This is a genomic window from Oceanipulchritudo coccoides, assembly GCF_010500615.1.
GTDB classification, from domain to species: domain Bacteria; phylum Verrucomicrobiota; class Verrucomicrobiia; order Opitutales; family Oceanipulchritudinaceae; genus Oceanipulchritudo; species Oceanipulchritudo coccoides.
On sequence record NZ_JAAGNX010000002.1, the window covers coordinates 698,787 to 719,315 of the forward strand.

A 20,529-nucleotide genomic window follows, 5' to 3' on the forward strand; every position below is an offset into this window, starting at 1 on the left:
CTAATCGCAATTTCCTAATCTGCAAAGCAAAAAGCTAGCCCGGCGTCCTTCGGGGGCCAACAAATCGGCTACAGCTGGAGGGACTGTCCGACGCTGAGGACGCTAAATACAACGCTTATCGCGATAATAGCGACGAGGAGGATGGCACCCCCAAGGGCGACCGCGACGGTGGCCGTTGTGAGAATATTGAGGGATTTGGTCAGCTCTTCCCGGTAAACCTTGTTGATATCATTCAGGCTATTGACGATATTGCCGGTGTTTTCACCCACCGTGAGGATGTCCATGGCCAGATCCGGCATATAGTGGACCCGTTGGATCGCGGTCGCCATTGAGACACCTTCCTGGATTTGCTTCCGTGCCAGGGAAAACTTTCCTCGAAGGATGACATTGGCAATCGTCCGTTCCACAAGGCGGAGGGTTTCCGTTGTGTTGACCCCGCTCCCGAGCAGCGTCGACATGAGGTTGGTCGTTCCGTAAATATTGGAATACAGGTAAATGCGGCCGATAATGGGCGTGCGCAGGAGCCAGTAATCTGTTCTCCGGGCACCTGAGGCGGTGCGCCGCCATTGTCGCAGTCCGATGACAAGTGCGATGATTGTTGCGAGGACAAACGGTCCAAAGGTGATTGTTGCTTCCGAGCCACCAATGAGGATTTGTGTAATGAGAGGAAGGTCTCCTCCGAGCTGGTCGAGCATGTCCTGGATCTTCGGGAGGAGAAACGTCAGAAGGATGATCACGACGCCAACCGCCGTCGAGAGAACGAAGGCGGGGTAGGTCAAATTACTGACCAGTTTTTTCCGGACATCACGGGATTCCTCAAGGTAGGCGACAATTCGCTCAAGGACGGCGATCAGGTTTCCGCTGGCTTCACCCGCTTCCACCAGATGGATGGTCGAGAGGGCAAAGACATTCGTGTGTGCCCGCATGGAGGAAGCAAGGGTTTGTCCCTCGCTGAGCCGTTTCCAGATCGCCTCGCAGAGGTCCTTCATCTGTGGATCGGACAGCCGGCGGCTGAGCAGGCTAACCGCATCTCCGAGCGACATGCCGGAGGATAGAAGGACCAGCAAGCGCTTGAGAAATTCAAGCGAGATAGAACTCTTGGAACGCTTGACGGTGAGGAAGCGGGAGCGCTTACCGGAGTTTTTAAAAAAGTCGCTTGTCTCGATGCTTTCGTCGGTCGAAACCTTTTCTCCGAGTGATTCCACCGAGACGGGGCGCAGGCCCTTTTGGGAGAGTTGCTGCAGAAGCCGCTTCCGGTCCGAGGACTCGGCTTCACCCGTGACTTGTCGTCCGGTTCCATCGATGGCTTTGTATGAGAAACGAGGCATATCGGATTACTCGGTGTCTTCCTCGCCCGTGCTGTAGCGCATGATCTCGTTGAGGGAGGTCCGTCCGAGGGCGAGCTGGTCCCAGCCGCTCATCTGGAGGGTTGTCATCCCGTGCTTGAGGGCCTCCTGCCGGATTTCACCGGCGGAGAGCTTTTGGACAATCAGTTCGTGGATTGTATCGTCCACACGCAATATCTCAAAGATGCCGACACGGCCCCGATAGCCAAGTCCCCGGCAAGCCTCACAGCCGATGGGCTCGAGGATCTTGGCGGCAAGCCGCTCCGGGGTAGGCTCGAGATTGAGGGCGTCGAGACATTCACGCAAATAGTGCTCCGTATAATTCCCCTGTTGTGCGCATTTCGCGCAGAGTCGCCGAACGAGCCGCTGGGCCAGAATCATTTCCACGGCTGAGGCGATGAGGAACGGCTCGATCTCCATGTCGATGAGGCGTGTCAGCGCGCCGGGGGCGTCATTCGTGTGGAGCGTACTGAGGACAAGGTGACCCGTCAGGGCTGCTCGGATGGCGATGTCCGCGGTTTCCGAATCCCGGACTTCCCCGACCATGATGACATCCGGATCCTGACGCAGGATATGCCGCAGCGCGCTGGCAAAGGTGAAGCCAATTTCGCTGTGTACCTGGGTCTGGTTAACCCCTTCAACCTCATATTCCACCGGATCCTCGACTGTGATGATGCGCCGGCCGGGCGAATTAATCTGCCGGATAAAGGCCGTGAGTGAGGTGGACTTACCGGAACCTGTCGGACCGGTGACAAGGATGATGCCGTAGGGCAGGTCAAGGACCCGCTTGATGCGGTTCTGGTCGTTCTTGAGCATGCCCAGCTCTTCCATCGAAAGGGGCTGGTTCTTCTGGTTGAGAAGACGCAATGAAACGCTCTCGCCATACATGGTCGGCATTGTGGAGATACGGATGTCCAGCTCGGTATTCTTGGCCTTGTAGACAATACGTCCATCCTGCGGGCGGCGCTTCTCGGAAATGTTGAGTTTCGCCATGATCTTGAGACGAGAGATGATCGCCCCCTGGTATCGGATCAAATTATCCGGCACGCGGATCGGGACCAGTTCACCATCAATCCTGTAGCGAATTTGTAATGACTCCTTGAGGGGCTCAAAATGAATATCCGTTGCCCGGTCGTCAACAGCCTTGGCGATGACCTCGTTCACAAAGCGGATCAAGGCGGCGTTTTCATCTTCCTCGGCTTCTTCCAGTCGGCCGGAATCCTCGGTGGCGATATCCGATTCACTAAGTGAATCCGCACCGACCCCGTAGCGTTGTGTAATGGTATCACTGATACGATTTGCCGGCCCCAGATGCCATTTGGGTTCCTTGCCGCTGACCGCAAGGATCCATTCAGTCATTTCTTCCGAGGGGGGCCAGACCGTGACCAGTTCCAGGAAAAGAGGATCCTCATGTTCGCCCAGAAGCGGGAGGCATTGATATTCATGCATCACGCGGAGGGGAAGAATCTCCGCAGCATCATCCGGAACCTCAAAGTCTTCCAGGACGGCCAAGTCGCAATCCTTGGCCAGATCCACAAGGACCTCCATCTCGGATTTGCGCTTGAGCTGGGCAAGGAGGGGAATGCGGTTCTGGCGCGGTGCCTCCTCAAGCATTTGCCGTTGATCGGGTTCGAGAAATCCGAGGAAAGAGAGGGAACTGTCGGTGCTTTGGGAGGACATGTTTAAAATCAATTTGTCATTGGGGAGGGCGGATTACCCGCCGTCTCGCAGTGTTGGGGGAGCTAGAGCGACTGGCCCGCGAAGTGGGCCGAATTACACGACGGCGAACGGGTTGCTTGGTGGTCGGCGTTGTAGCAGCCTTTGCTGCAGGCTGAGCGGTGGCCTGGGCAGTTTGCACCGGCAGTGTGCGGTCAGAGGTTTCAACGAGGGCCAGACTCAAGGTTTTCCCGGCAACGTCGATAGCGAGTTCATTCGACTCGCGATCAAATGACAGGATACGCATATCCTTTTCATTGGCATCCTGCTTGGTGACCCATGAGCCCTTGCGTTCGCGCACATCGTACAGGTTGTAATAATACGTTCCGCTCAATTGGTATACACCGCGGAATTCATACTGGTTGGATGTGGCTGGCGGAGTGGCCGGCTGACCGGGTGTGCCCGGTGGCTGGAACCCCGGCGGCAGGAAGGGCGAATTGGACACCAGCGACAAGGTATTCTCCGTCTCCGCCATGACCGGAATGGAGAGCAGGAGTGTCATCAAAGTGAAACCAACTGGAAATTGAAAACGCATGAATGATCACGGCTTGTTGCGGCGTGGGACCTCGTGCCCTTCGGGAGTATCCTCGTCCGGTTCACGGAAGGTGCCTTCCTTCAAGTAGTCACGCACTTCCTTGTGGCCCTCGATACCATCGATCAGCCTGTTGGCATCCTCGTCGGCATCCTCAGCGTTGCGAATGATTGTCGGGCGAATAAAGATGAGCAGCTCGGTACGTTCGCTTTCGGTTTGGGTCCGGCTGAACAAGTCGCCCAGGAGAGGCAACTTCCCGAGGATCGCCATGCGGGAATTGGTTTCGCGGCTGGTCAGCGATTGCAACCCACCCAGTGCGATCAGCCCCTGATCTTTTACGCTGACATAGGAGTTGGCTGTCCTTGTCCCAATGATTGGCTGTGGGTTGCCGTTGACGAGCACCGTTCCGGTAATGCTTTGGTTCTGCTGTTCAATCTCAAGCTGGACAATCCCGTCTGAGCCAATCAACGGAGTCACTTTCAACTCAAGTTTGATATCACGATATTGAACCTGCTCACGTGTGCTGAGTCCGGATGATAAATCACTGGTGGTGGTTCCGGTAATGACCGGTTGTTCCTGCCCGACAGAGACTGTTGCTTCCTTGTTATGCGTCGTGACAATGGTCGGTGCCGAGAGGACCTTTGCATTACCATTTTCAGCAATCGAGTTAAGGATCACTTCAAAGGAAAAGGCCTCATCCGGTCCCCATGAAATACCGTCTCCAAAGGTCACTCCATAAAAGTTACCCGGAATGAATTGAGATTCTGAAGTCGGGTCATTCAAATCCACATCAAATCCTGTCCCGGAATAACTGAATCCGAGGGAATCAATTCCGCGGGTATCGTCGTCACTCAGTGTGACCTCGGCAATGACGACCTCGATGCGTACCTGGGCGAGCAATGTATCGATTTCACCAATCAGCTGTTCGAGATACTCGAGGTCGCTGTGGGTGCCGTTGGCGACAATCGTGTTGGCCCGCTCGTCCGGGACAATGGTCAGGAAACTGGAGAACTGCAGGTTTGAAGCGTCCGCCCGTACATTGGCGGCCGCCTGGTTGAGTTGCCGCAGTTGCGAGGCGCGTTCTCGTGCTGCCTGCGCGGCGCCATCGTTGCCGCTTCCGGTTTCCATCCGTACCTCCCGCTGGCCGCTGACAATCTGGTCGATAATACTGACGACCTCGGTCGCTTCCGCATAGCGAATGGAATACACCTTTGTCGCGGTGTTCGGAGCCACGCTGATATCCAGCCGCTCAATGAGGCTGGTCACCAGTTCCTCATTTGAAGGATGCGTAAAGATGAGCAGCTGGTTGGTTCGTTCGTCCGCCTCGACGGAAGTATTATTCTCCAGTTGGCGCTTGAGTGGTCCGGCGATGATTGTCTGGAGCCGGCGGACAACATCCTGCGCCTCGATGTTCTGCAATTCGAAGAAGAGCATCTTGGTCTTCAATTCGGCCGGCTTGTCGAGGACGGGGAGGAGCCGTTCAATCCGCTGGAGATTGATCAGGGCATCCGTAATCAGGATGAAGTTGCTCTTGGCAAAACTGATCGGGCTTCCCTGTGACATGAGCGGCTGGAGGATCGTGGAAGCTTCCTCAGGAGTCAGGAAATCCAGCTCGAAAATCTTCTCATAAATGGTCTGGCTGGGAATGGCATCGAGGGTCGATCCTTCCCAGACGCGGGGAACCTGCGCATTGACTATTGAGCTGGGGACCGCCTTGAGAAAGGCCGTGCCGACATTGGTGATGGCGACGCCATTCAGGGAGAGCAAACTCTCAATCGCCGTGATGGCCTCACCGCGGGTCAGCGCCTCCTGGCTGTAGAATGTGATTTTGACTGCGGGAAGTGTCTGTTGGCGCAGGATGGGCTTGCCCGTGAAATTCTCCAGCATCTCCAAGACCTCGTTGGTGCCCATTTCCGGAATGCGGATCAGGCCGACGACTTCCTTCATTCGCGGATCTTCCGTCTCGATGATTTGAGACGGTCGTTGCAGAAGGACATCCTCGGACAGTGCCTGTGCCGACGTCTGTACCTGTGCCTTCGGTGCCGGAGGGACCCGGCGTGTCGGGATGGTCGTCGGCGGAGGCGGCGGAGTGAAATTCGGCGGCGGTGGTGGCAGAAAGTCCGGATTGCTCAGGAGCGGAGACGGTTTAGGGCCCGCGTTTTCTTCCTGTGCCAATGCTGGAAGTGCGACCACAATCGCGAGGGTAGCCACAGCTAAGCGTTTCATGCAGGAATGGGATAGGTTACTCATTTAAAGCCTCTTCTTTCAATTCAAAGGAAACCAGTTCGAAAACAGCATCGAGAAAGCGTGGATCACGCTTGTTGGCGGAGATCTGGAAATCCGACAGTGCAATGTAGGGAGAATGGGTCTTCACCGCCTGATCAAAGCGGATCAGCTCGGCGACCCGTCCGCGCTTGATGGTCAGGCGGACATTATGGAAACTGAACAGTTGTGACTCCTGCGTGGAAGGCGTGCTGATATCAAAGCTGGAGACTTCGTTCTCCCGGGCAATTGAGTCCAGCCGGCCGACCAGCTGGGCTGCGGAAAAGGTCTTGTTGCCGTCCAGTCCCTGCCGGGCTGCTTCCAGCAGCACCTGAGCTTCCTCAGACTGGGCAAGGGTTTTTTCAAATGATTCCAGGAGTTGGCTGTTCAGGGAAAATGTGGTCCAGGTGGTTCGGAAGCTCTCGATAATACCAAGGAGCCAGACCAGGAGAACAACCCAGATGATCAGCGCGACAAGATAGCGCTCACGAATGGAGAGGGTGTTATATAATTGTCGAATCAACATGGCTTATTCCCCTCCTTCCTCAGTTTCCGGTGTTTCCTCGTCTTCATCTGGAATGATAAATCCGCCCTCTGGCTCCTCCGGGAGCGAGGAAAAGCTTATCGTCAGTTCAAAGCTCGTCTGGTTGTTGCGCGTTTGCGAATTATTCTCCACGGAATCAACAAAGGCGAGCTGATTGATCGAATCGGCAAACGCATTGACGGGCGTCACGCCCTCCGAGGACTTTCCTTCCACTTCGAGGCTGTCAAAGGCCCGCGAACGGACTTTCTCAAAATAGATCGAATCAGGCCGGAGCGGATTGATGGCCTCCATGAGCAGGAAAGGATTTAAATCCTCCTCGGTGGACTGGGTGAGACGCTGCGCAAGGGTCAGTTTGTTTTCAACGCGGACAGCGCCCGGCTCCAGCTCGCGGAGTGTGCGCTCGCGGAAGATATTGAAAGTGGAGAGGCCAAAGTTGGCTACCTGAAGAAACAGGAGCACGATCGCCGTGACAGCCGCCACGCGGAGGCTTTTCCAGATAAAGGAGCTGCGACGGCGGACGATGCGCTCAGTGTTGGCAAAGGCTTCATCCCGGATGTCGGCCGCCCATAACTCAGCCTCAGACAATGGGAGCAGGCGCTCCTCGACCTTTCCCGGGTCTTCCGGCTGCAAGAACCGGTGCCGGAAGAGAAGGGAATCATCTGAAAGAATATCAAAGCCCTCGCCGAGCCAGAGGCCCTCCTCCAGCGAATAGCCTGAAGCATTAATGGACCCGGCCATCGTCTCCCGGGCTTCCAGCAGGCTGTCATCAGTCAGCAGGTCACCCATCACCTTTCGGGAAATGACCTTTTCCGGAACGGGGTTGCCGGGAACCAGATAGAGGGCGGAAATGACTCCATTCTGGGAAAGAAAGCGGATTGTCGGGGACGAAACTGTTTCCCCGAAAAAGCTGATAAAGCCCGGAAAGAGCTGCAGATATTGCTCGATATCCTCGAATCCAAGCCGTTTCAGGCGCGCCTTTGCGGTCGCGTAAACAAACGCATGGGGAGAATTGACGGACTGGAAAAAGCCCCATGCCAACTGTTCCACCGGGAATGGGGCGTTGCCTTCCAGCGAGAGCTCAATGAAGGCCCGCTTATCTTCCCATGAAAGCTCCCCGGGAAGATCCACTTTCCGGGTAAAGAAGGCGTCCGCGGGGACCAGGCCCACGCGTTTCTCGGGTAGCTTGTCCCTCAATTGGGAGAGCCACCGGGACGCTATGTTCGGAAGATTGCTCATGTTGGACCTAAAGGCTTATTAAACGGGTTGGTGAAAAAGGGTGTCGATCAAAATTTACGATTCTCGACGATACGAATAAAGCGAAACGGATAGCCCAGCTCCGCTGAGATAGCTGGCGCTGTGCGCGCAGATCCGCGGGACCGGTTTCTCTGGGCCGCGGACGAGTCTGGTGCGGCGTCTTCTTCGGGGGAATTGGTTTCCGCTTGATTCCGGTTTTGTGATGAATCAGCGGCCCCGGCATCTGAGCCGGACCAGGAAACAAGGGCTTCCAGGTCAAATCGGGCATCGCCCCGGCTTGCCCTCACCTTGACGCGGAGTAGTTCAATCCCGGTTGATACGTCGCTGGTCTCGCCGAGGGCTGCCTCCTCGAGGTTCCGTATCAGCCGGTCGTCCTCAGTCCCGGAAATCCCGTCTATGCCATTTTTGTAGTCGGCGAGGGAATAGGGGTCGAGGAAGCCGCTTTCAGCCAGAAAATCCAAGACGAGTCCCGAGGCCTGGTTGATATTCGTCTTGCCGCTGTGATAAAGGGAGACCGCATTTTTGAATGAGGCCCAGTCGCTTGTGGGGCTCCCCGCTTCATCGAAAAAGAGCTCATTAAAGGGTTGGATCAGGCGAAATTCATCCCATGAGACGATAGCGGAGTTGGCTGGCTTGTATGGCGGGTCCATGTCCTCGTAATCTTCGCCGTCAAAGCCGTTCAGTCGCCGGGCATCGTCCTCGTCGGTCCAGTCAATCAGTCCATCGGCCAATGCCTGCGCTTCCGGGAGGTCAAAGCCCATGACATCGAAGAGGATGATCAGGTCGTCGTATTCAAGGCTTTCGAGGCCCAGTTTGGCGCTCTCATCCTCAAAGGAGACCGAGACGGAGGAGGCGTGCGCGGGAGTGAAGCCAACCTGCTGGAGCGGGTTGGACCAACCTTGGGCAGGGCCCCAGAGGGCACCCTCGATCTCGCGGTACTGGTTGATCACGGCGAGGGAAATTTCCAGGGCGGAATAGGCATCCACGCGAAGATCGTCTCGGTTATGAAAGAGCCCGTAGTATTTGATCTTGCTCGTTGCTTCCTCGAGAAAGGCGACAACGATAAACGTCAGAAGAACCACAAATACCAGAACCAGAACGGTGATGGATCCGTTCTTTGGAGCGCCTTTTTGGCCAAATTGTGTGGGATGAAAAGCCATTTTAGAAAAGGGGGAGCTCGAGGGATTTCTGGGGAACGAAAATGGACCGGATACGGTCGTCTTCATCCGGATAACTGAAGGTCAGGCGAAGGTAATTCGGTAGAAGGAAAATGTCGTCATCTTCCTCAATGGGTTGCTCGGTAATCTCCCATTCATCGTCCTCCAATTCATAATAAGCGTACTCAATTTTGGATACAAAGCTGGAGACAGGTGTTCGTTTCAAATCCCGTACTTCCTCGATTTCCTCCGCATCGAAGGCAGAGTACCAGAGGATGGAAAGGCCGGTGTCCTCCTCAAAGTGAATGTAGGCCATGATGGCCGGCAGCGGCCTGCCTTCCCGCACAAAGAGGGCAGGGGCCTCGGCCTGACGGAAATGAAGAAGCGGATCATCGAATTCCGACCAGCCCGGTGGCCGTGCCCATTCAACCGGCATTTGTTGCTCCTGGTCGCCTGAAGCGGGTGTGCTTTCAGATGCCTCAAAGGCGTTGTTGAGGAAGAGCACCACACCGTCAACATGCTGGTCGAAGAAATCGTCATCGGTGCGGTTAAGCCAGAGGTTGCTGAGGGCAAACAAGTGAAAGGAGAGGAGCGTCATGAAAGTGGCGATGATCCCTATCGTCACGATCATCTCGATCAAGGTGAGTCCCGACTGGTTACTGCGGTGTAGTGTTTTCATGGCTACCAGTCCCTCCCAAACGCTTCGTCCTCGATATTCCTACGGATATCGTCGAGCAAGGCGCTTCGCTCGAAGGAGTCTCCCCAGGTCGGTCGAAGCAGGTAAAGCCGCTCGGAATAGGGAATCGGTTCCCCGTCGGGATTTTCAAATTCAATCTCAAGCAGGAGCTGGAAAAGATCGACCGTTTCGGTGGGTTCAATCTCGGCCGACCATTCAGCTTCACCAAGATTCAGGGTGGAAATTTCCCCGCCATCCTCAACTTCATCAGGATCGGCAATCTGAATGATCTGGCTGCGGACAAAACGGACATCCTTCTGGTAATCCGATTCCGACTCCAGCTTTTCCAGTGTGAGAAGGACGTTGAAGAACGTCTCCGTGAGCATAAAAAACGCAATGCCCGCGATGGCAATCGCGATGACTGCCTCGATCAGGGAAAACCCGGAATGGGAAGATTCTTTATGGATTGCGTGAGTCATCGATGACGATGTCTGAAAAAGGATCAAAACGTAGGGTGTAGGGCCGCCCATCCTGATCAATTATGACCTGAAAAGGGGTTGAAGAACGGTCGGGCCGAAAAGTCACGGTTTCGATCTCCACTGTATCGGGGGAAGCATTACGGTTAAGTCCCTCCTCAGGCAGCAGTTGTTCAAATTCAACATCAAGCTCATTGGCAGAACTTTCCAGACCGGTTGAAAAGTCCTTGAGGGTTTGCCCGCTCTCGCCGGTCAGTAGAAATGCGACCGACTCTTCGTCGAAGCGCAACTGCACGGGCTCCTTCAGATAAGCCGCCTGAAAGCGGGCCTCCCTGACGGCCTTGCGCAGGATCCGGTCAACCGGTTCTTCGCCGAGTCCGCGGAAGATGGCTTCCGCATTCACCACGACCAGGCCACCCACGAGGGCGACAAGGGCGATGACAATTATCAACTCAATGAGCGTGAACCCGTGCCTCACGGGCTTACCAGTTGCCAATATTGTCCGCTTCAGATTGTGCATCCGGACCGAGGGACCATAAATCGTAGCCATCGGTATTTTTTGTTCCGGGGTACTTGTACTGGTAAGCGTTGCCCCATGGATCTTCAGGAAGTTTTTCAATGTAGGGACCTTTCCATTTGCCCTGTTTCGAAGAGGGCTGATTGAGCAAGGCCATCAGGCCGCCGTCTTCATTCGTCGGATAGGAACCCGTGTCGATGCGATATTTGAGAAGAGGGGCCTTGAGGGCATTGTCGACAAACTGCTTGGCGACATCCTCTTGTGCCCCGCCGAACAAGTTTCCGATCCGTCCGATCAGAAGGGTTCCGACAATCGCAATGAGCGCGATCACAATAAGCATCTCCACAAGGGAAAAACCGGCTTTCAATTTCTTGAGGGAAGTAGGGTTATTGGGAACAAACTTCATATTTCCGTGCATAGGTTTAACCAATAGATGGTTGGTAAAGTTGCAAACCCGAATGGCAGCCTTTGGAAAAGGTCTTATCCATCCTCCAGAATAAGGCGGATCAGATCTCTTGGATCCTCTTCCTTGTGCAGCCCTTGTAGCCGCTCACGAATTTTCCGGTAAGAGTCCTTGGAGCGCATCCATTCGAGAAGGATATTGCCCAGGTCTTCCGGGCGCCGGAGCATCCGTGCGGCCTCCTTTTCTAGAAAATAGCGGACTGTGCAACGCTCCTGCGGCATCAGACCACCCAGCGAATCATAAATAACCGGGCAACCAAAGTGCAGGGCCTCCATGGTCGTGTTGGCTCCGCCCCGTGTAATCACGGTATCTGAAATTTGGAGGAACTGTGACATTCGTGAACTGTAGCCTTCAATGTGCATCTTCAGCTGGGGGTTCGACTTGGCCCAGTTCCTGACCCGGTCCAAAATCTTCCTGTTGCGGCCGCAGACCGCTATGACCTGGACCCGGTCAGCTTGTTTCAGGAGTTCCTTGAGAAAGCGCAGGTGATGGTTGGCACCGTATCCACCGGTGGCCAGGAAGACGGTGAACCGGTCCTGTTCCAGACCCAGCTGCTGGCGTAGTGAGATCCTTTCACCGGCGGAGAGACGCTTCTCAAATGCCTCCGGGGGAAGCAGTTTGTGGAAGATGCTTGTCCGCTCCTCCGGCATGCCGAGCTTCACAGCGGTTTGCTGGGCATCCTGAGTGCGGGCGATAAAGTGATCCGCGCGCGGGTTCACCCAGTTGCGGCTGTATCCATAACCGCCCGAAAATTCACCGCAGTAGGTCACACAGCGGACCGAATTACCGAGAACATTCCTGGCATCCTCGAAGTAGCCACGGTTTGTTGAATCGTGTACACTGAGGACAAGGTCCGGGTGGTAGGATTCCAACAAGCTCCGGTAGTATTTTCCGCCAAATGAAACGGTCCGGCTGTTGGAAAAGATGAACAGCTCAACAATGAAGAAATAGATGTTGTGGAGGAATGGGCAGTACTTGTGGATCAGGTTGTAGAACCAGACCCCGAATCGCCCCAGCAGGGAGGCGTTTTCAATGATCTGCTCAATGCGGACAGTAACAGCCTCGCCGTACAGTTGCTTGACCCAATTCTCAAAGGCCTTGGCCCGCATGTCGTGGCCGCTGCCAGTACTCGAGGAGAGGACAAGGACCCGCGTTCTCATGGTTGCTCAATCGCGAGGACCACATTCACACCACCAAAGCCACTGCTATTGGAAAGCAGCCGTTTAGGTGCGGAATCCAGTGATTCCCTAAGGATATTCAATCCCTGAGCTTCCGGATCCAGACTCGTGATATGTGCGCTTCCTGGAGTGAAGCCTTGTTGCATTGCAAGCAGGCAGAAGCTCGCTTCCATGATGCTTGAAAGCGAGAGTGCGTGACCTGTGAGTGCTTTGGTACTGCTGATCGCCGGCCCCCCAGAGCTCCCGAAGACCGATTTCAAGGCGCGACATTCGGAGATGTCACCGGCCAGGGTGGAGGTGGCATGGGCATTGATGTAATCGACAGTTTCCTTGTCCCAGCCGGCCTGACCAAGGGCAAGACGGATAGCGTTGGCCAGGCCTTCCCCGTCGGGATGGGAAGCGGCAACGTGATAACCATCGGTTGCTTGTCCCCAACCGGCGAAGCGCCCCAGAATTGGTGCTCCCCGGCGAAGGGCGATGGATTCCTCTTCAAGGATGAGGGCAACCGCACCCCCTGTCCCAACAAAGCCATCCCTGTTCTTGTCGAATGGCCGGGAGGCCGTATCCGGATCGGGATTCACGGACAAGACACGCATTCCGGCAAAGGGAACGATGGTGTCCAGGGTAAAGTCTTCCGCCCCGACCACGACCATGCGGTCCTGTCGGTTGAGGGCTATTTCATCATGGGCAAAGCCCAATGCGTGACCGCTGGAGGCGCAGGCAGAGACAAAACCACACGTCGATCCGCGAATCTTGTAGGCCGCCGCCAAGTTGAAATTCAGGGTTCCGGCAATTGAGGCGACAATCCCCAGGGGAGAGCAGCGGAGTGGACCAAACCGTTTCATGCGGTCCAGATGAAAGTGCGTCATGGCCGCCGAACCGGATGAAGCGGTGTAGAGGCCAGTCCGTTCATTGGATAAATCACCCTTTTCGAGCCCGGCATCCCCGATCGCCCGCTTCAGGGCAAAGTGGGCATACAGGGCGTTCGGCGAGAGTCCTTTCAACTGCTCCAGCCTGAAGTGAATGTCATCCGGAAAGGTCCAGTCCTCCGGATCTGTTGAGGCTGTGTCAAAACCCGGCACCGGGGCCGCGACATGAATCGGGATTTTCTCGTCTGCCTCAAACGGCTGATAGGCGACGCACCCGTGCTTCAGTTCCTTGAGCCGTTTGCCCACGGCTTCCTTGTCGTGACCGAGACAGGTAACAAGACCTAAACCGGTGACAACAACATTTCGCATGACAAAGCGGCCCCCAGGCCGTTTTTACTGCTCGACCCCAGCTTCGTTGGAAGACTCCAACTCGAAGGTCAGGGAAATTTCCTCAGCTTTGGCCACACGGGCTCCCTGACAGAGAATTGTGCCTTCAAACTGGGCCAATGGTGCATGCACTTTCTTGAGGGCGACTTTCATCTGCATGGTGTCCTGCGGCTTGCACATCTTGTGACAGCGTACGCCATCGCAGGAGACAAAATAGATTGATTCCGGTTTGATCCGGCCACCAAAGGCATCGCTGTCGGTCTTCAGCATGAAGAGGACCGCCAACTGGCCGAGGGCCTCCAGCATAAGCGAGGCCGGGAAGACCGGATTCCCCTTGAAATGGCCTTCCAGAAAAACTTCTTCGCCGGAAATGTGGTAACTTCCATCAGCTTCCGTCCCATTTATCCGTGCCTCCTGCAGGAAGAGGAAAGGGGCTTGGTGCGGCATGGTTGCCACCACTTGCTCGAAATTGAAGATATTCTTGTTCGTCGGAACGGGCAGGCCTTTGATCTTGGCATCCAGATAGCCTTTAATGTCGCCCAAGGTCCGCAGATTGCGCAGTTCCTCGTTTTCAATCTGGATACTCAGGGTCTCCTCAACAAGAATGACAATCTCGACCATGAGGAGAGAATCAATACCCAGGTCCTCCAACAGACGGGTCTGGTCCTTGCCCTCCCGGATGACCGGCCTGACGTCGGGCTCAACGAATCTTTCGATAATACCGAGGACAATTGCCGGAAGTAGATCTGGATTGCGGGTTTCGTTAAATTCCAGTGCTGCTTCAATCGCACTTTCAGGACAGCGTTTGAGGGACTCGCGCAGTTCCTCTTGATTTAGCTTGGTTGTCGCCATTTTATTTGGATTGAATCGATAGGCTTTTATCCAACTGGATTATGCCTCTTTAGTCTAATTGGGATAAAACCCTCTTTATGATCTGTAAACAATGAATTTGTGTGGGAGGAATGGCCTTCGTAATCGGAACAATACCCTAATTTATCAGTTTAACAGCCAGATTGGGAATTTTGTTTCCTTTATTTATCCAATCGTGGAACAGTTTTGCCCCTGACCAAGCCAACAACAGCCTTTTCCGAGAGCCTTCTTGCCCATGCCATTATGCACCGGGCCTGGGTGCCCGTATTCATGATGATCGGTATTTCCCTCCTCTCGGGGACTGCGGGCGTGCAGGTGGGCGCCTGGTCCTTTGTCGGAATAGACAAGGTGGGCCATTTTGTCGTCTTCGGGCTTCTGGGTATTGCCTGGAGTCGTTGTCTGTCGAGTCAACTTCCAGCCGGGCGGCGCCTTCTGCTGGCCACCTTCTTGACCACCCTTTTCGGGTTTCTGGATGAGCTGCACCAGTTTCACAACCCTGAGCGCTACTTTGAGTGGGCGGATCTGCTTGCCGACGCTTGCGGGGCTTTTGCCCTTGCAGCCTCCTATCTTTACATCAGGCCTTGGCAAACTTTCCTCGAACTGGATTTCAGGCACTTCCTGCTCTTGCGCTTCGAATCAAAGCCCACAAAATGTCCGAAATGAAGTCTGAAGACCAGGACATCGGCCAGCAGATTGAGCGCCTGCGCAATGAAATTGCCCGGCATGAACGCCTTTACCGGAAAGAGAACCAGCCGGAAATTTCTGATCAGGAATTTGACCGGATGGTCAAGGAGCTGGAGGAGCTGGAAGCCCAATATCCGCTCTTCAGCAGTTCCGAAAGCCCGACCCGGAAGGTGGGTGACGACCGCAGCAAGGGTTTTATTACCGTCCGGCACCGCGTGCCGATGCAGTCCCTCGACAACACCTATAACCAGTCTGAACTTTTTGATTTTGATACCCGGTTGAAGCGCCTGCTGCCCGGTTTGCAGCCAGTCTACCTGGTTGAGCCAAAGATTGATGGGCTGGCCATCAGCCTCACGTACGAAAAAGGCCGTTTTGTGCAGGCGGTGACCCGCGGTAACGGTGAGGAAGGGGACGATGTCACGGAGAATGTCCGGACCATCCACAGCCTTCCCGACAGGCTGAAAGGAGACGATTTTCCTGACCTGATTGAGATTCGCGGTGAGATTTACATGACCCGCAAGGAGTTTAAGCGGATTAACAAGGAACGTGAGGCCAGTGACCTGCCCCGTTTCATGAATCCCCGAAACCTCGCCAGTGGGACATTGAAGCAGCTGGATCCGGCCGTGGTCGCCCAGCGCAAATTGGAGATTGTCTGCTATGGGGTGGGGGAAATCCGGGGAATGACCTTCCACCACCAGCACGAATTCAATGAACTGTTCTCCGCATGGGGATTGCCCACTGTGGAGCGGGTCTGGCAAGCGGAGGGAATTGAAAATGCCTGGAAAGCGGTGGAGGAACTCGATGCTTTGCGGTTGGAATTTGCCTATCCAACTGACGGTGCCGTCCTGAAATTGGATGATCTCTCACTGCAGCAGGAAGCAGGTTCCACTTCGAAGGCCCCGAGATGGGCTATCAGTTACAAATTTGCCGCTGAACAGGCAGAGACCCTTTTGCGGGAAATTACGATCCAGATTGGACGAACGGGCAACCTGACCCCCGTGGCCGAGTTGGAGCCGGTTGAAATTGCCGGCACAACCGTCAGCCGCGCAACTCTCCATAATGAGGATGAAATCCGCCGGAAGGACGTACGCGAGGGGGACACCGTGATCGTGGAGAAAGCCGGGGAAATTATCCCTGCTGTTGTCCGGGTCGTCACCGAGAAGCGCAAGAAGGACTCCAGCCCGTTTGATTTCAAGGGCCGCCTCGACGAACTGGGTTTTGAGGCTGAGCGGGTTCCCGGACAAGCCGCCTGGCGACTTCGCGCCAGTGACAATCCCGTCCGCCTGCGGCGCCAGATCGAGCACTTTGCTGGTCGCCAGGCAATGGACATTGACGGCCTCGGGAAGGAAATTGTGCGCCAGTTGGTTGAGCGCGGCCTTGTTCGCGATGTGGCAGATCTCTATGGCTTGGGGGCTGATGAGCTGGCTGGCTTGGACAAGTTTGCCGAAAAATCAGCCAACAATCTGGTCGCGGCGATTGCCACCAGTCGGGAAGCCGATCTCTGGCGTGTTATTCACGGGCTGGGAATTCCCATGATCGGGGCCGAGGCGGCCAAGTTGCTGGCCTCCACGTTTGGAACAATGGAGCGGCTCACAAAGGCCTCCACGGAAGACCTTGCCGCGATAGATGGCATTGGCCCCAAAATGGCCGACAGCCTCGTTGACTACTTCAATGAGGATGCCAACCGGGAGCGGATCCGCCGTCTCTTCCAAGAGGCCGGTCTGAAAATGGAGTCGTCGCTGGAAAGACATAATGACGAGGGTCCATTGAGTGGAAAAACCCTGGTCCTGACCGGTACTTTGCCATCCATGACACGTGATGAGGCCAAGGCCAAAATCGAAAAGGCAGGCGGTAAGGTGACTGGCAGTGTCAGCAGGAAAACCGATTTTCTGGTCGCTGGCGCGGAGGCCGGAAGCAAGCTCGAAAAGGCCCGCAAGCTTGATGTCGCTATCCTCGACCAGGAGGCCCTTCTGGCGATTCTTTCCGACGGGTCCTGACCCGTCCAATCAGCCCGACCTTAAATTTGCCAGTCCTGCTGGTCGCTTTTCTCGTGAAGCCCGCACTCGCGCTTCAAGCCTCCAAAACGGGTCGATTCAGCATCCATGCCAGCTCCCAGCGGAGCCGTGCTGTGCCAATCGCCCACGCTGACATAACCTTGCTCCCACAATGGATGAAAGGGTAGCTCGTTGGCCTTCATGTATTCGTAAACTTGTTTTTCGGACCAATCGATAATCGGATGGATTTTCGTTGTTCGCTTCTGTTTCTGGACGACCTGAAGTTGTGCCCGCGTGCTGGATTGGACCCGCCTCAGCCCGCTGATCCACGCCTCCGCCCCCAGGTCTTTCAGCGCCCGGTTCATTGGCTCGACCTTGTTGTCACGGTTGTACGCTTCCAGCTCTTCCAAACCCTTCTCCCAGCGCTTGCCGTGGATCGCTTCCTGCCGGGCCGCCGTCCAGAGCGGAGCATACACTTTCAGGTTCAATTGCATCCGCTCCACTAACTCCTCCACAAATTGATACGTTTCTGGAAATAAATATCCCGTGTCCACGAATATGACCGGTATTTCCGGCCGGATTTGCGTCACGAGATGTAGCATCACCGCCGATTGGATCCCAAAACTCGTCGAGAGGACCACTTTCTCCCCAAATTGCTCCAGCGCCCAGCCGACCCGCTCCTCTGCCGTCGCGGCCTCCAACCAGGCGCTTTCTTCGCCTTTCAGACTTGCTTCCGTCTTAATCATAGATTTGTTGGGCAAAATACTTATGATAAATGTCGGCTTGGCAAGCGGATTTCTTGCAAAACGGGTTGTGAAGCGGCATGAAGCTCGGGTATGAAGGGCTGAGGAGAATGGCAAAAACAGGGACAGTTTATCTGGTGGGAGCCGGTCCGGGAGATCCGGAATTGCTGACAGTAAAGGGCAAGCGGCTGATTGAGAGCTGTGATGCGCTGGTGTATGACTATCTGGTGGACGAGTCGATCAAGGGCTGGATAAAGCCCGGCTGTGAGCTGCATTACGTGGGGAAGCAGGCGGGATTCCATTCGATGAAGCAGGAACTGATTGAGGCATTGCTGGTTGAGCTGGCGAAGTCCGGGAAGTCGGTGGTCCGGCTCAAGGGCGGCGATCCCTTTGTTTTTGGCCGTGGCGGTGAGGAGGCGGAAGCATTGCGAAAGACGGGCATCCCATACGAGGTGATTCCAGCGGTGACAGCTGCCCTTGGGTGCGCGGCTTATTGTGGAATTCCCCTGACGCACAGGGAATGGAGCAGCTCGGTGACCTTTATCTCCGGGCATGAGTGTCCGGACAAGGAAGCGACAATGGTCGATTGGGCATCACACGCACAAAGTGAAGCCACTCTCGTGCTTTACATGTCGATGGGCCGGCTGGGGGAAATCTGTGACCGGCTGGTTTCAGAGGGCCGCGACCAGGAAACCCCTGCGGTGGTCATCCAGTGGGGAACGACCGCGCGCCAGAAATCGGTCCGGGGAACGCTGGGCAGTATTGCCTGGCTGGTGGAGGAGGCGGGATTGGGGCCGCCCTCGATCGTCATAATCGGCAAGGTGGCCGGGCTGGGAGAAGTCCTTCAGTGGTTTGATCCCTCGATCTGAGTCGCTGTTTACGGGCACAAAAAAGCCCCGGTCTGCCTGGGCAAATCGGGGCTTGGAAATTGATTAATTAAGAGCTTAGGCCTTCTCGACCTTGCCGGCCTTGAGTGCCTTGGCGGAAACCCAAACCCGCTTCACCTGGCCATTTGGCATCCGGACGCGGACGCGCTGGACATTTGGCTTGAAGGTACGCTTGGTGACCGAGGCAACGTGCGTGCCGATGCCGCCGCTTTTCTTGGTGAGACCCTTGCGGTGGATTTTACTTCCGCTGACGCGGCGTTTGCCGGTGACTGAACAAATTCGTGACATGATTGATTCTCCTGTAGAAAAACGGCTGAAGGTAGGTCGCCCCTGCCTGATGGCAAGTTTTTTTTAAATTTTGCCCCGTCGGGCGTGTAGGGCCTGAAACTTATGCCCCATGTTATCGGGATGGAGCAGTTGCATAAGGGTCTGTTTTTCGCGTGAAAACCCTGGCGGGGAAGCGGCAACAATCTGGGTGATGAGGCGCTCTGAGTGATGCATGAAAAAGGCCTCCTGCTTTTGAAGCTGGATTTCCTCGAATTCCCAATGGCGAAGAATGTCGGTCATTTCATCCCAGACGAGGTGGCAAGTGATATCCTGCCTCCCGGGGTCGCAGAGGAGGTCATTTCCCATCCGGTGGCGGGAGTAGGAGCGGGCGGTCCCATCCGGGCGTTCGGCAAGAATGGTGGAGCGGTCCAGCCCGTAGTCGAGAGCGAGAAACAGCCCTTTCCATGGGCTTTGACAAATTTTCTCCATCAAGGCATGGGCGGCAGAGGGCCAATCAATGGTGTATCCGTCGGGGGCCTTTGTTGGCAGGTCGGGTGGGGTGTGAAACGGTTCGGACAAGATCAATTCAAACTGACCTTCCTGGATCTTCACGCCAGCTTCCTTCCATGACTTGCCCTTGCGGACAAAGCGGCGAAATGGCTGGGCATCGAACAGTTCATTGGAATAGACGACGCAGGGGGATTCGAACTCCAATGGATCCTCCTTGCGAATCTGCATGCACTGCTTGAACGGAGGATTCTCAATGCTGCCAAGGAGGCCGCCCTTGCTTTCGGGACCAATCTCAATGAATTGCAGATTCGAGAGTTCCATATCCACAAGGTCCTTAATTGCCGCGATGATCAGCTTGGCGAAGAGCGGGCCCATGCTGGTGGAGGTGTAGAAGTCGGTCTCCCCGCTCATGCCGACACGTTTACGGTCGCTGGTGTAGTAGCCTTCATGAGGAAGATAAAGGGCGCACTCGATAAAGCTTTCCAGTGGGATAATGCCTCCTCCGGCATCAGCTCTTTCCTGCAAGGCACCAAGCATTGCCGGAGAGATTGAATTGCTGGGTGGGGGATCCATACCGGGGATTATTGCGCCTTTCCCTTAAATGATCAAGACTGGCCTGCAATCAGGGCCTTGTATTACGGCTTCGGTAAACGGGTTGAAAAAAGCGTGCATGCCTTGAATTGAGTGCCCATAGTGCCGGCTTATGATCAAAGATGTCTTGAAATTACTGCTCGAGGGGGAAGCTGTGCGCACGGAAGCCATGGCTTCTGTTCTCGGTGTTTCCGAAGCAGAGATTGAAGCAACTCTGGCCAAGCTGGAGGAGGAACGCATGTTGCTTGGCTGGCGTCCGGTGATCAATCCAAAGGCGATTGCCGAGAATGAAGTGCAGGCATTGATCGAAGTCTCCATTGTTCCCGAGAGGGACGGAGGGTTCAACCGGATCGCGGAGCGCATTGCCCGTTTTGACCAAGTCGTCACTTGTTACCTGATGAGTGGAGGCTACGACTTGATGGTCATCGTGCGCGGAAAAAACCTTCTCTCCGTGGCGACTTTTGTCTCTGAAAAACTGGCGACCCTCGGTGTTGTACAATCCACTGCCACACGCTTCATGTTGCGTTGCTACAAGGTGGATGGATTCCTCATCGACACGGAACAGGACGAGCAGGAGAAACCGGCGATCAGCCCGTAGGCGATTTA

General features: G+C 55.3%; 21 protein-coding genes. 4 read left to right on the plus strand and 17 right to left on the minus strand.

Annotated features, from left to right (window positions below; translation table 11 throughout):
* Positions 1-68 precede the first annotated feature (68 nt).
* The 14 genes from G0Q06_RS08565 to G0Q06_RS08630 form a co-directional block, all read right to left on the minus strand.
* Positions 69-1,328: a type II secretion system F family protein gene (locus G0Q06_RS08565; protein ID WP_163964453.1), complete on the minus strand. Its 1,260-nt coding sequence runs from the start codon at positions 1,326-1,328 to the stop codon at positions 69-71.
* A 6-nt stretch (positions 1,329-1,334) separates the two neighbouring features.
* On the minus strand, positions 1,335-3,026 hold the full coding sequence (locus G0Q06_RS08570) for a GspE/PulE family protein (protein WP_163964454.1): 1,692 nt from the start codon (positions 3,024-3,026) through the stop codon (positions 1,335-1,337).
* Positions 3,027-3,042: 16 nt separating this feature from the next.
* Positions 3,043-3,597 (minus strand): hypothetical protein, encoded by a 555-nt coding sequence (locus G0Q06_RS08575; RefSeq protein WP_163964457.1) that lies wholly within the window; start codon positions 3,595-3,597, stop codon positions 3,043-3,045.
* Positions 3,598-3,603: 6 nt separating this feature from the next.
* Positions 3,604-5,820, minus strand: coding sequence for a secretin N-terminal domain-containing protein (locus G0Q06_RS08580; RefSeq protein WP_238710440.1), 2,217 nt, complete (start codon positions 5,818-5,820; stop codon positions 3,604-3,606).
* A gap of 16 nt (positions 5,821-5,836) precedes the next feature.
* Positions 5,837-6,382, minus strand: a complete 546-nt coding sequence (locus G0Q06_RS08585) for a hypothetical protein (protein WP_163964460.1) — start codon at positions 6,380-6,382, stop codon at positions 5,837-5,839.
* Positions 6,383-6,385: 3 nt separating this feature from the next.
* Entirely contained in the window at positions 6,386-7,636 is a 1,251-nt protein-coding gene (locus G0Q06_RS08590; RefSeq protein WP_163964462.1) for a hypothetical protein, read from the minus strand.
* A gap of 47 nt (positions 7,637-7,683) precedes the next feature.
* Positions 7,684-8,814, minus strand: coding sequence for a type II secretion system minor pseudopilin (locus G0Q06_RS08595; protein ID WP_163964464.1), 1,131 nt, complete (start codon positions 8,812-8,814; stop codon positions 7,684-7,686).
* Position 8,815: 1 nt separating this feature from the next.
* Positions 8,816-9,490: a pilus assembly FimT family protein gene (locus G0Q06_RS08600; protein ID WP_163964467.1), complete on the minus strand. Its 675-nt coding sequence runs from the start codon at positions 9,488-9,490 to the stop codon at positions 8,816-8,818.
* A gap of 2 nt (positions 9,491-9,492) precedes the next feature.
* A complete protein-coding gene (locus G0Q06_RS08605; protein WP_163964469.1) occupies positions 9,493-9,966 on the minus strand; it encodes a prepilin-type N-terminal cleavage/methylation domain-containing protein in 474 nt (157 codons plus the stop codon).
* Positions 9,947-10,513, minus strand: coding sequence for a prepilin-type N-terminal cleavage/methylation domain-containing protein (locus G0Q06_RS08610; protein WP_163964471.1), 567 nt, complete (start codon positions 10,511-10,513; stop codon positions 9,947-9,949). The genes G0Q06_RS08605 and G0Q06_RS08610 overlap by 20 nt, the downstream gene beginning before the upstream one ends.
* Entirely contained in the window at positions 10,446-10,886 is a 441-nt protein-coding gene (gene gspG, locus G0Q06_RS08615) for a type II secretion system major pseudopilin GspG (protein WP_163964473.1), read from the minus strand. The genes G0Q06_RS08610 and gspG overlap by 68 nt, the downstream gene beginning before the upstream one ends.
* A gap of 74 nt (positions 10,887-10,960) precedes the next feature.
* The gene (locus tag G0Q06_RS08620; RefSeq protein WP_163964474.1) at positions 10,961-12,103 is read right to left on the minus strand and encodes a glycosyltransferase; all 1,143 of its coding nucleotides are present in this window, start codon (positions 12,101-12,103) and stop codon (positions 10,961-10,963) included.
* Positions 12,100-13,359, minus strand: coding sequence for a beta-ketoacyl-[acyl-carrier-protein] synthase family protein (locus tag G0Q06_RS08625; protein WP_163964476.1), 1,260 nt, complete (start codon positions 13,357-13,359; stop codon positions 12,100-12,102). The genes G0Q06_RS08620 and G0Q06_RS08625 overlap by 4 nt, the downstream gene beginning before the upstream one ends.
* Positions 13,360-13,383: 24 nt before the next feature.
* Positions 13,384-14,229, minus strand: coding sequence for a phosphopantetheine-binding protein (locus G0Q06_RS08630; RefSeq protein ID WP_163964478.1), 846 nt, complete (start codon positions 14,227-14,229; stop codon positions 13,384-13,386).
* Positions 14,230-14,433: 204 nt separating this feature from the next.
* On the opposite strand from G0Q06_RS08630, the gene G0Q06_RS08635 reads away from it, so the two are divergent.
* Both G0Q06_RS08635 and ligA read left to right on the plus strand, forming a co-directional pair.
* Positions 14,434-14,910 carry a VanZ family protein gene (locus G0Q06_RS08635; protein WP_163964480.1) on the plus strand — a complete coding sequence of 159 codons (477 nt, stop codon included), beginning with the start codon at positions 14,434-14,436 and terminating at the stop codon, positions 14,908-14,910.
* The gene (ligA, locus tag G0Q06_RS08640) at positions 14,907-16,928 is read left to right on the plus strand and encodes an NAD-dependent DNA ligase LigA (protein ID WP_238710447.1); all 2,022 of its coding nucleotides are present in this window, start codon (positions 14,907-14,909) and stop codon (positions 16,926-16,928) included. The genes G0Q06_RS08635 and ligA overlap by 4 nt, the downstream gene beginning before the upstream one ends.
* Positions 16,929-16,948: 20 nt before the next feature.
* On the opposite strand, the gene G0Q06_RS08645 is transcribed toward ligA, so the two are convergent.
* Positions 16,949-17,671, minus strand: a complete 723-nt coding sequence (locus tag G0Q06_RS08645) for a phosphoadenylyl-sulfate reductase (protein WP_163964485.1) — start codon at positions 17,669-17,671, stop codon at positions 16,949-16,951.
* Between the two features lie 107 nt (positions 17,672-17,778).
* Here G0Q06_RS08645 and cobA point away from each other — a divergent pair, with 107 nt between their 5' ends.
* Complete coding sequence (gene cobA, locus G0Q06_RS08650; protein WP_163964487.1) at positions 17,779-18,537, plus strand: uroporphyrinogen-III C-methyltransferase; 759 nt, start codon at positions 17,779-17,781, stop codon at positions 18,535-18,537.
* 75 nt (positions 18,538-18,612) lie between these two features.
* Here cobA and rpmB read toward each other — a convergent pair whose 3' ends face one another.
* Both rpmB and G0Q06_RS08660 read right to left on the minus strand, forming a co-directional pair.
* Complete coding sequence (gene rpmB, locus G0Q06_RS08655) at positions 18,613-18,843, minus strand: 50S ribosomal protein L28 (protein WP_163964489.1); 231 nt, start codon at positions 18,841-18,843, stop codon at positions 18,613-18,615.
* A gap of 63 nt (positions 18,844-18,906) precedes the next feature.
* The gene (locus G0Q06_RS08660) at positions 18,907-19,905 is read right to left on the minus strand and encodes an SAM-dependent methyltransferase (protein WP_163964491.1); all 999 of its coding nucleotides are present in this window, start codon (positions 19,903-19,905) and stop codon (positions 18,907-18,909) included.
* Positions 19,906-20,035: 130 nt separating this feature from the next.
* Between G0Q06_RS08660 and G0Q06_RS08665 the strand changes: the two genes are divergently transcribed.
* Positions 20,036-20,521 (plus strand): Lrp/AsnC family transcriptional regulator, encoded by a 486-nt coding sequence (locus G0Q06_RS08665; protein ID WP_238710449.1) that lies wholly within the window; start codon positions 20,036-20,038, stop codon positions 20,519-20,521.
* Positions 20,522-20,529: the final 8 nt, after the last annotated feature.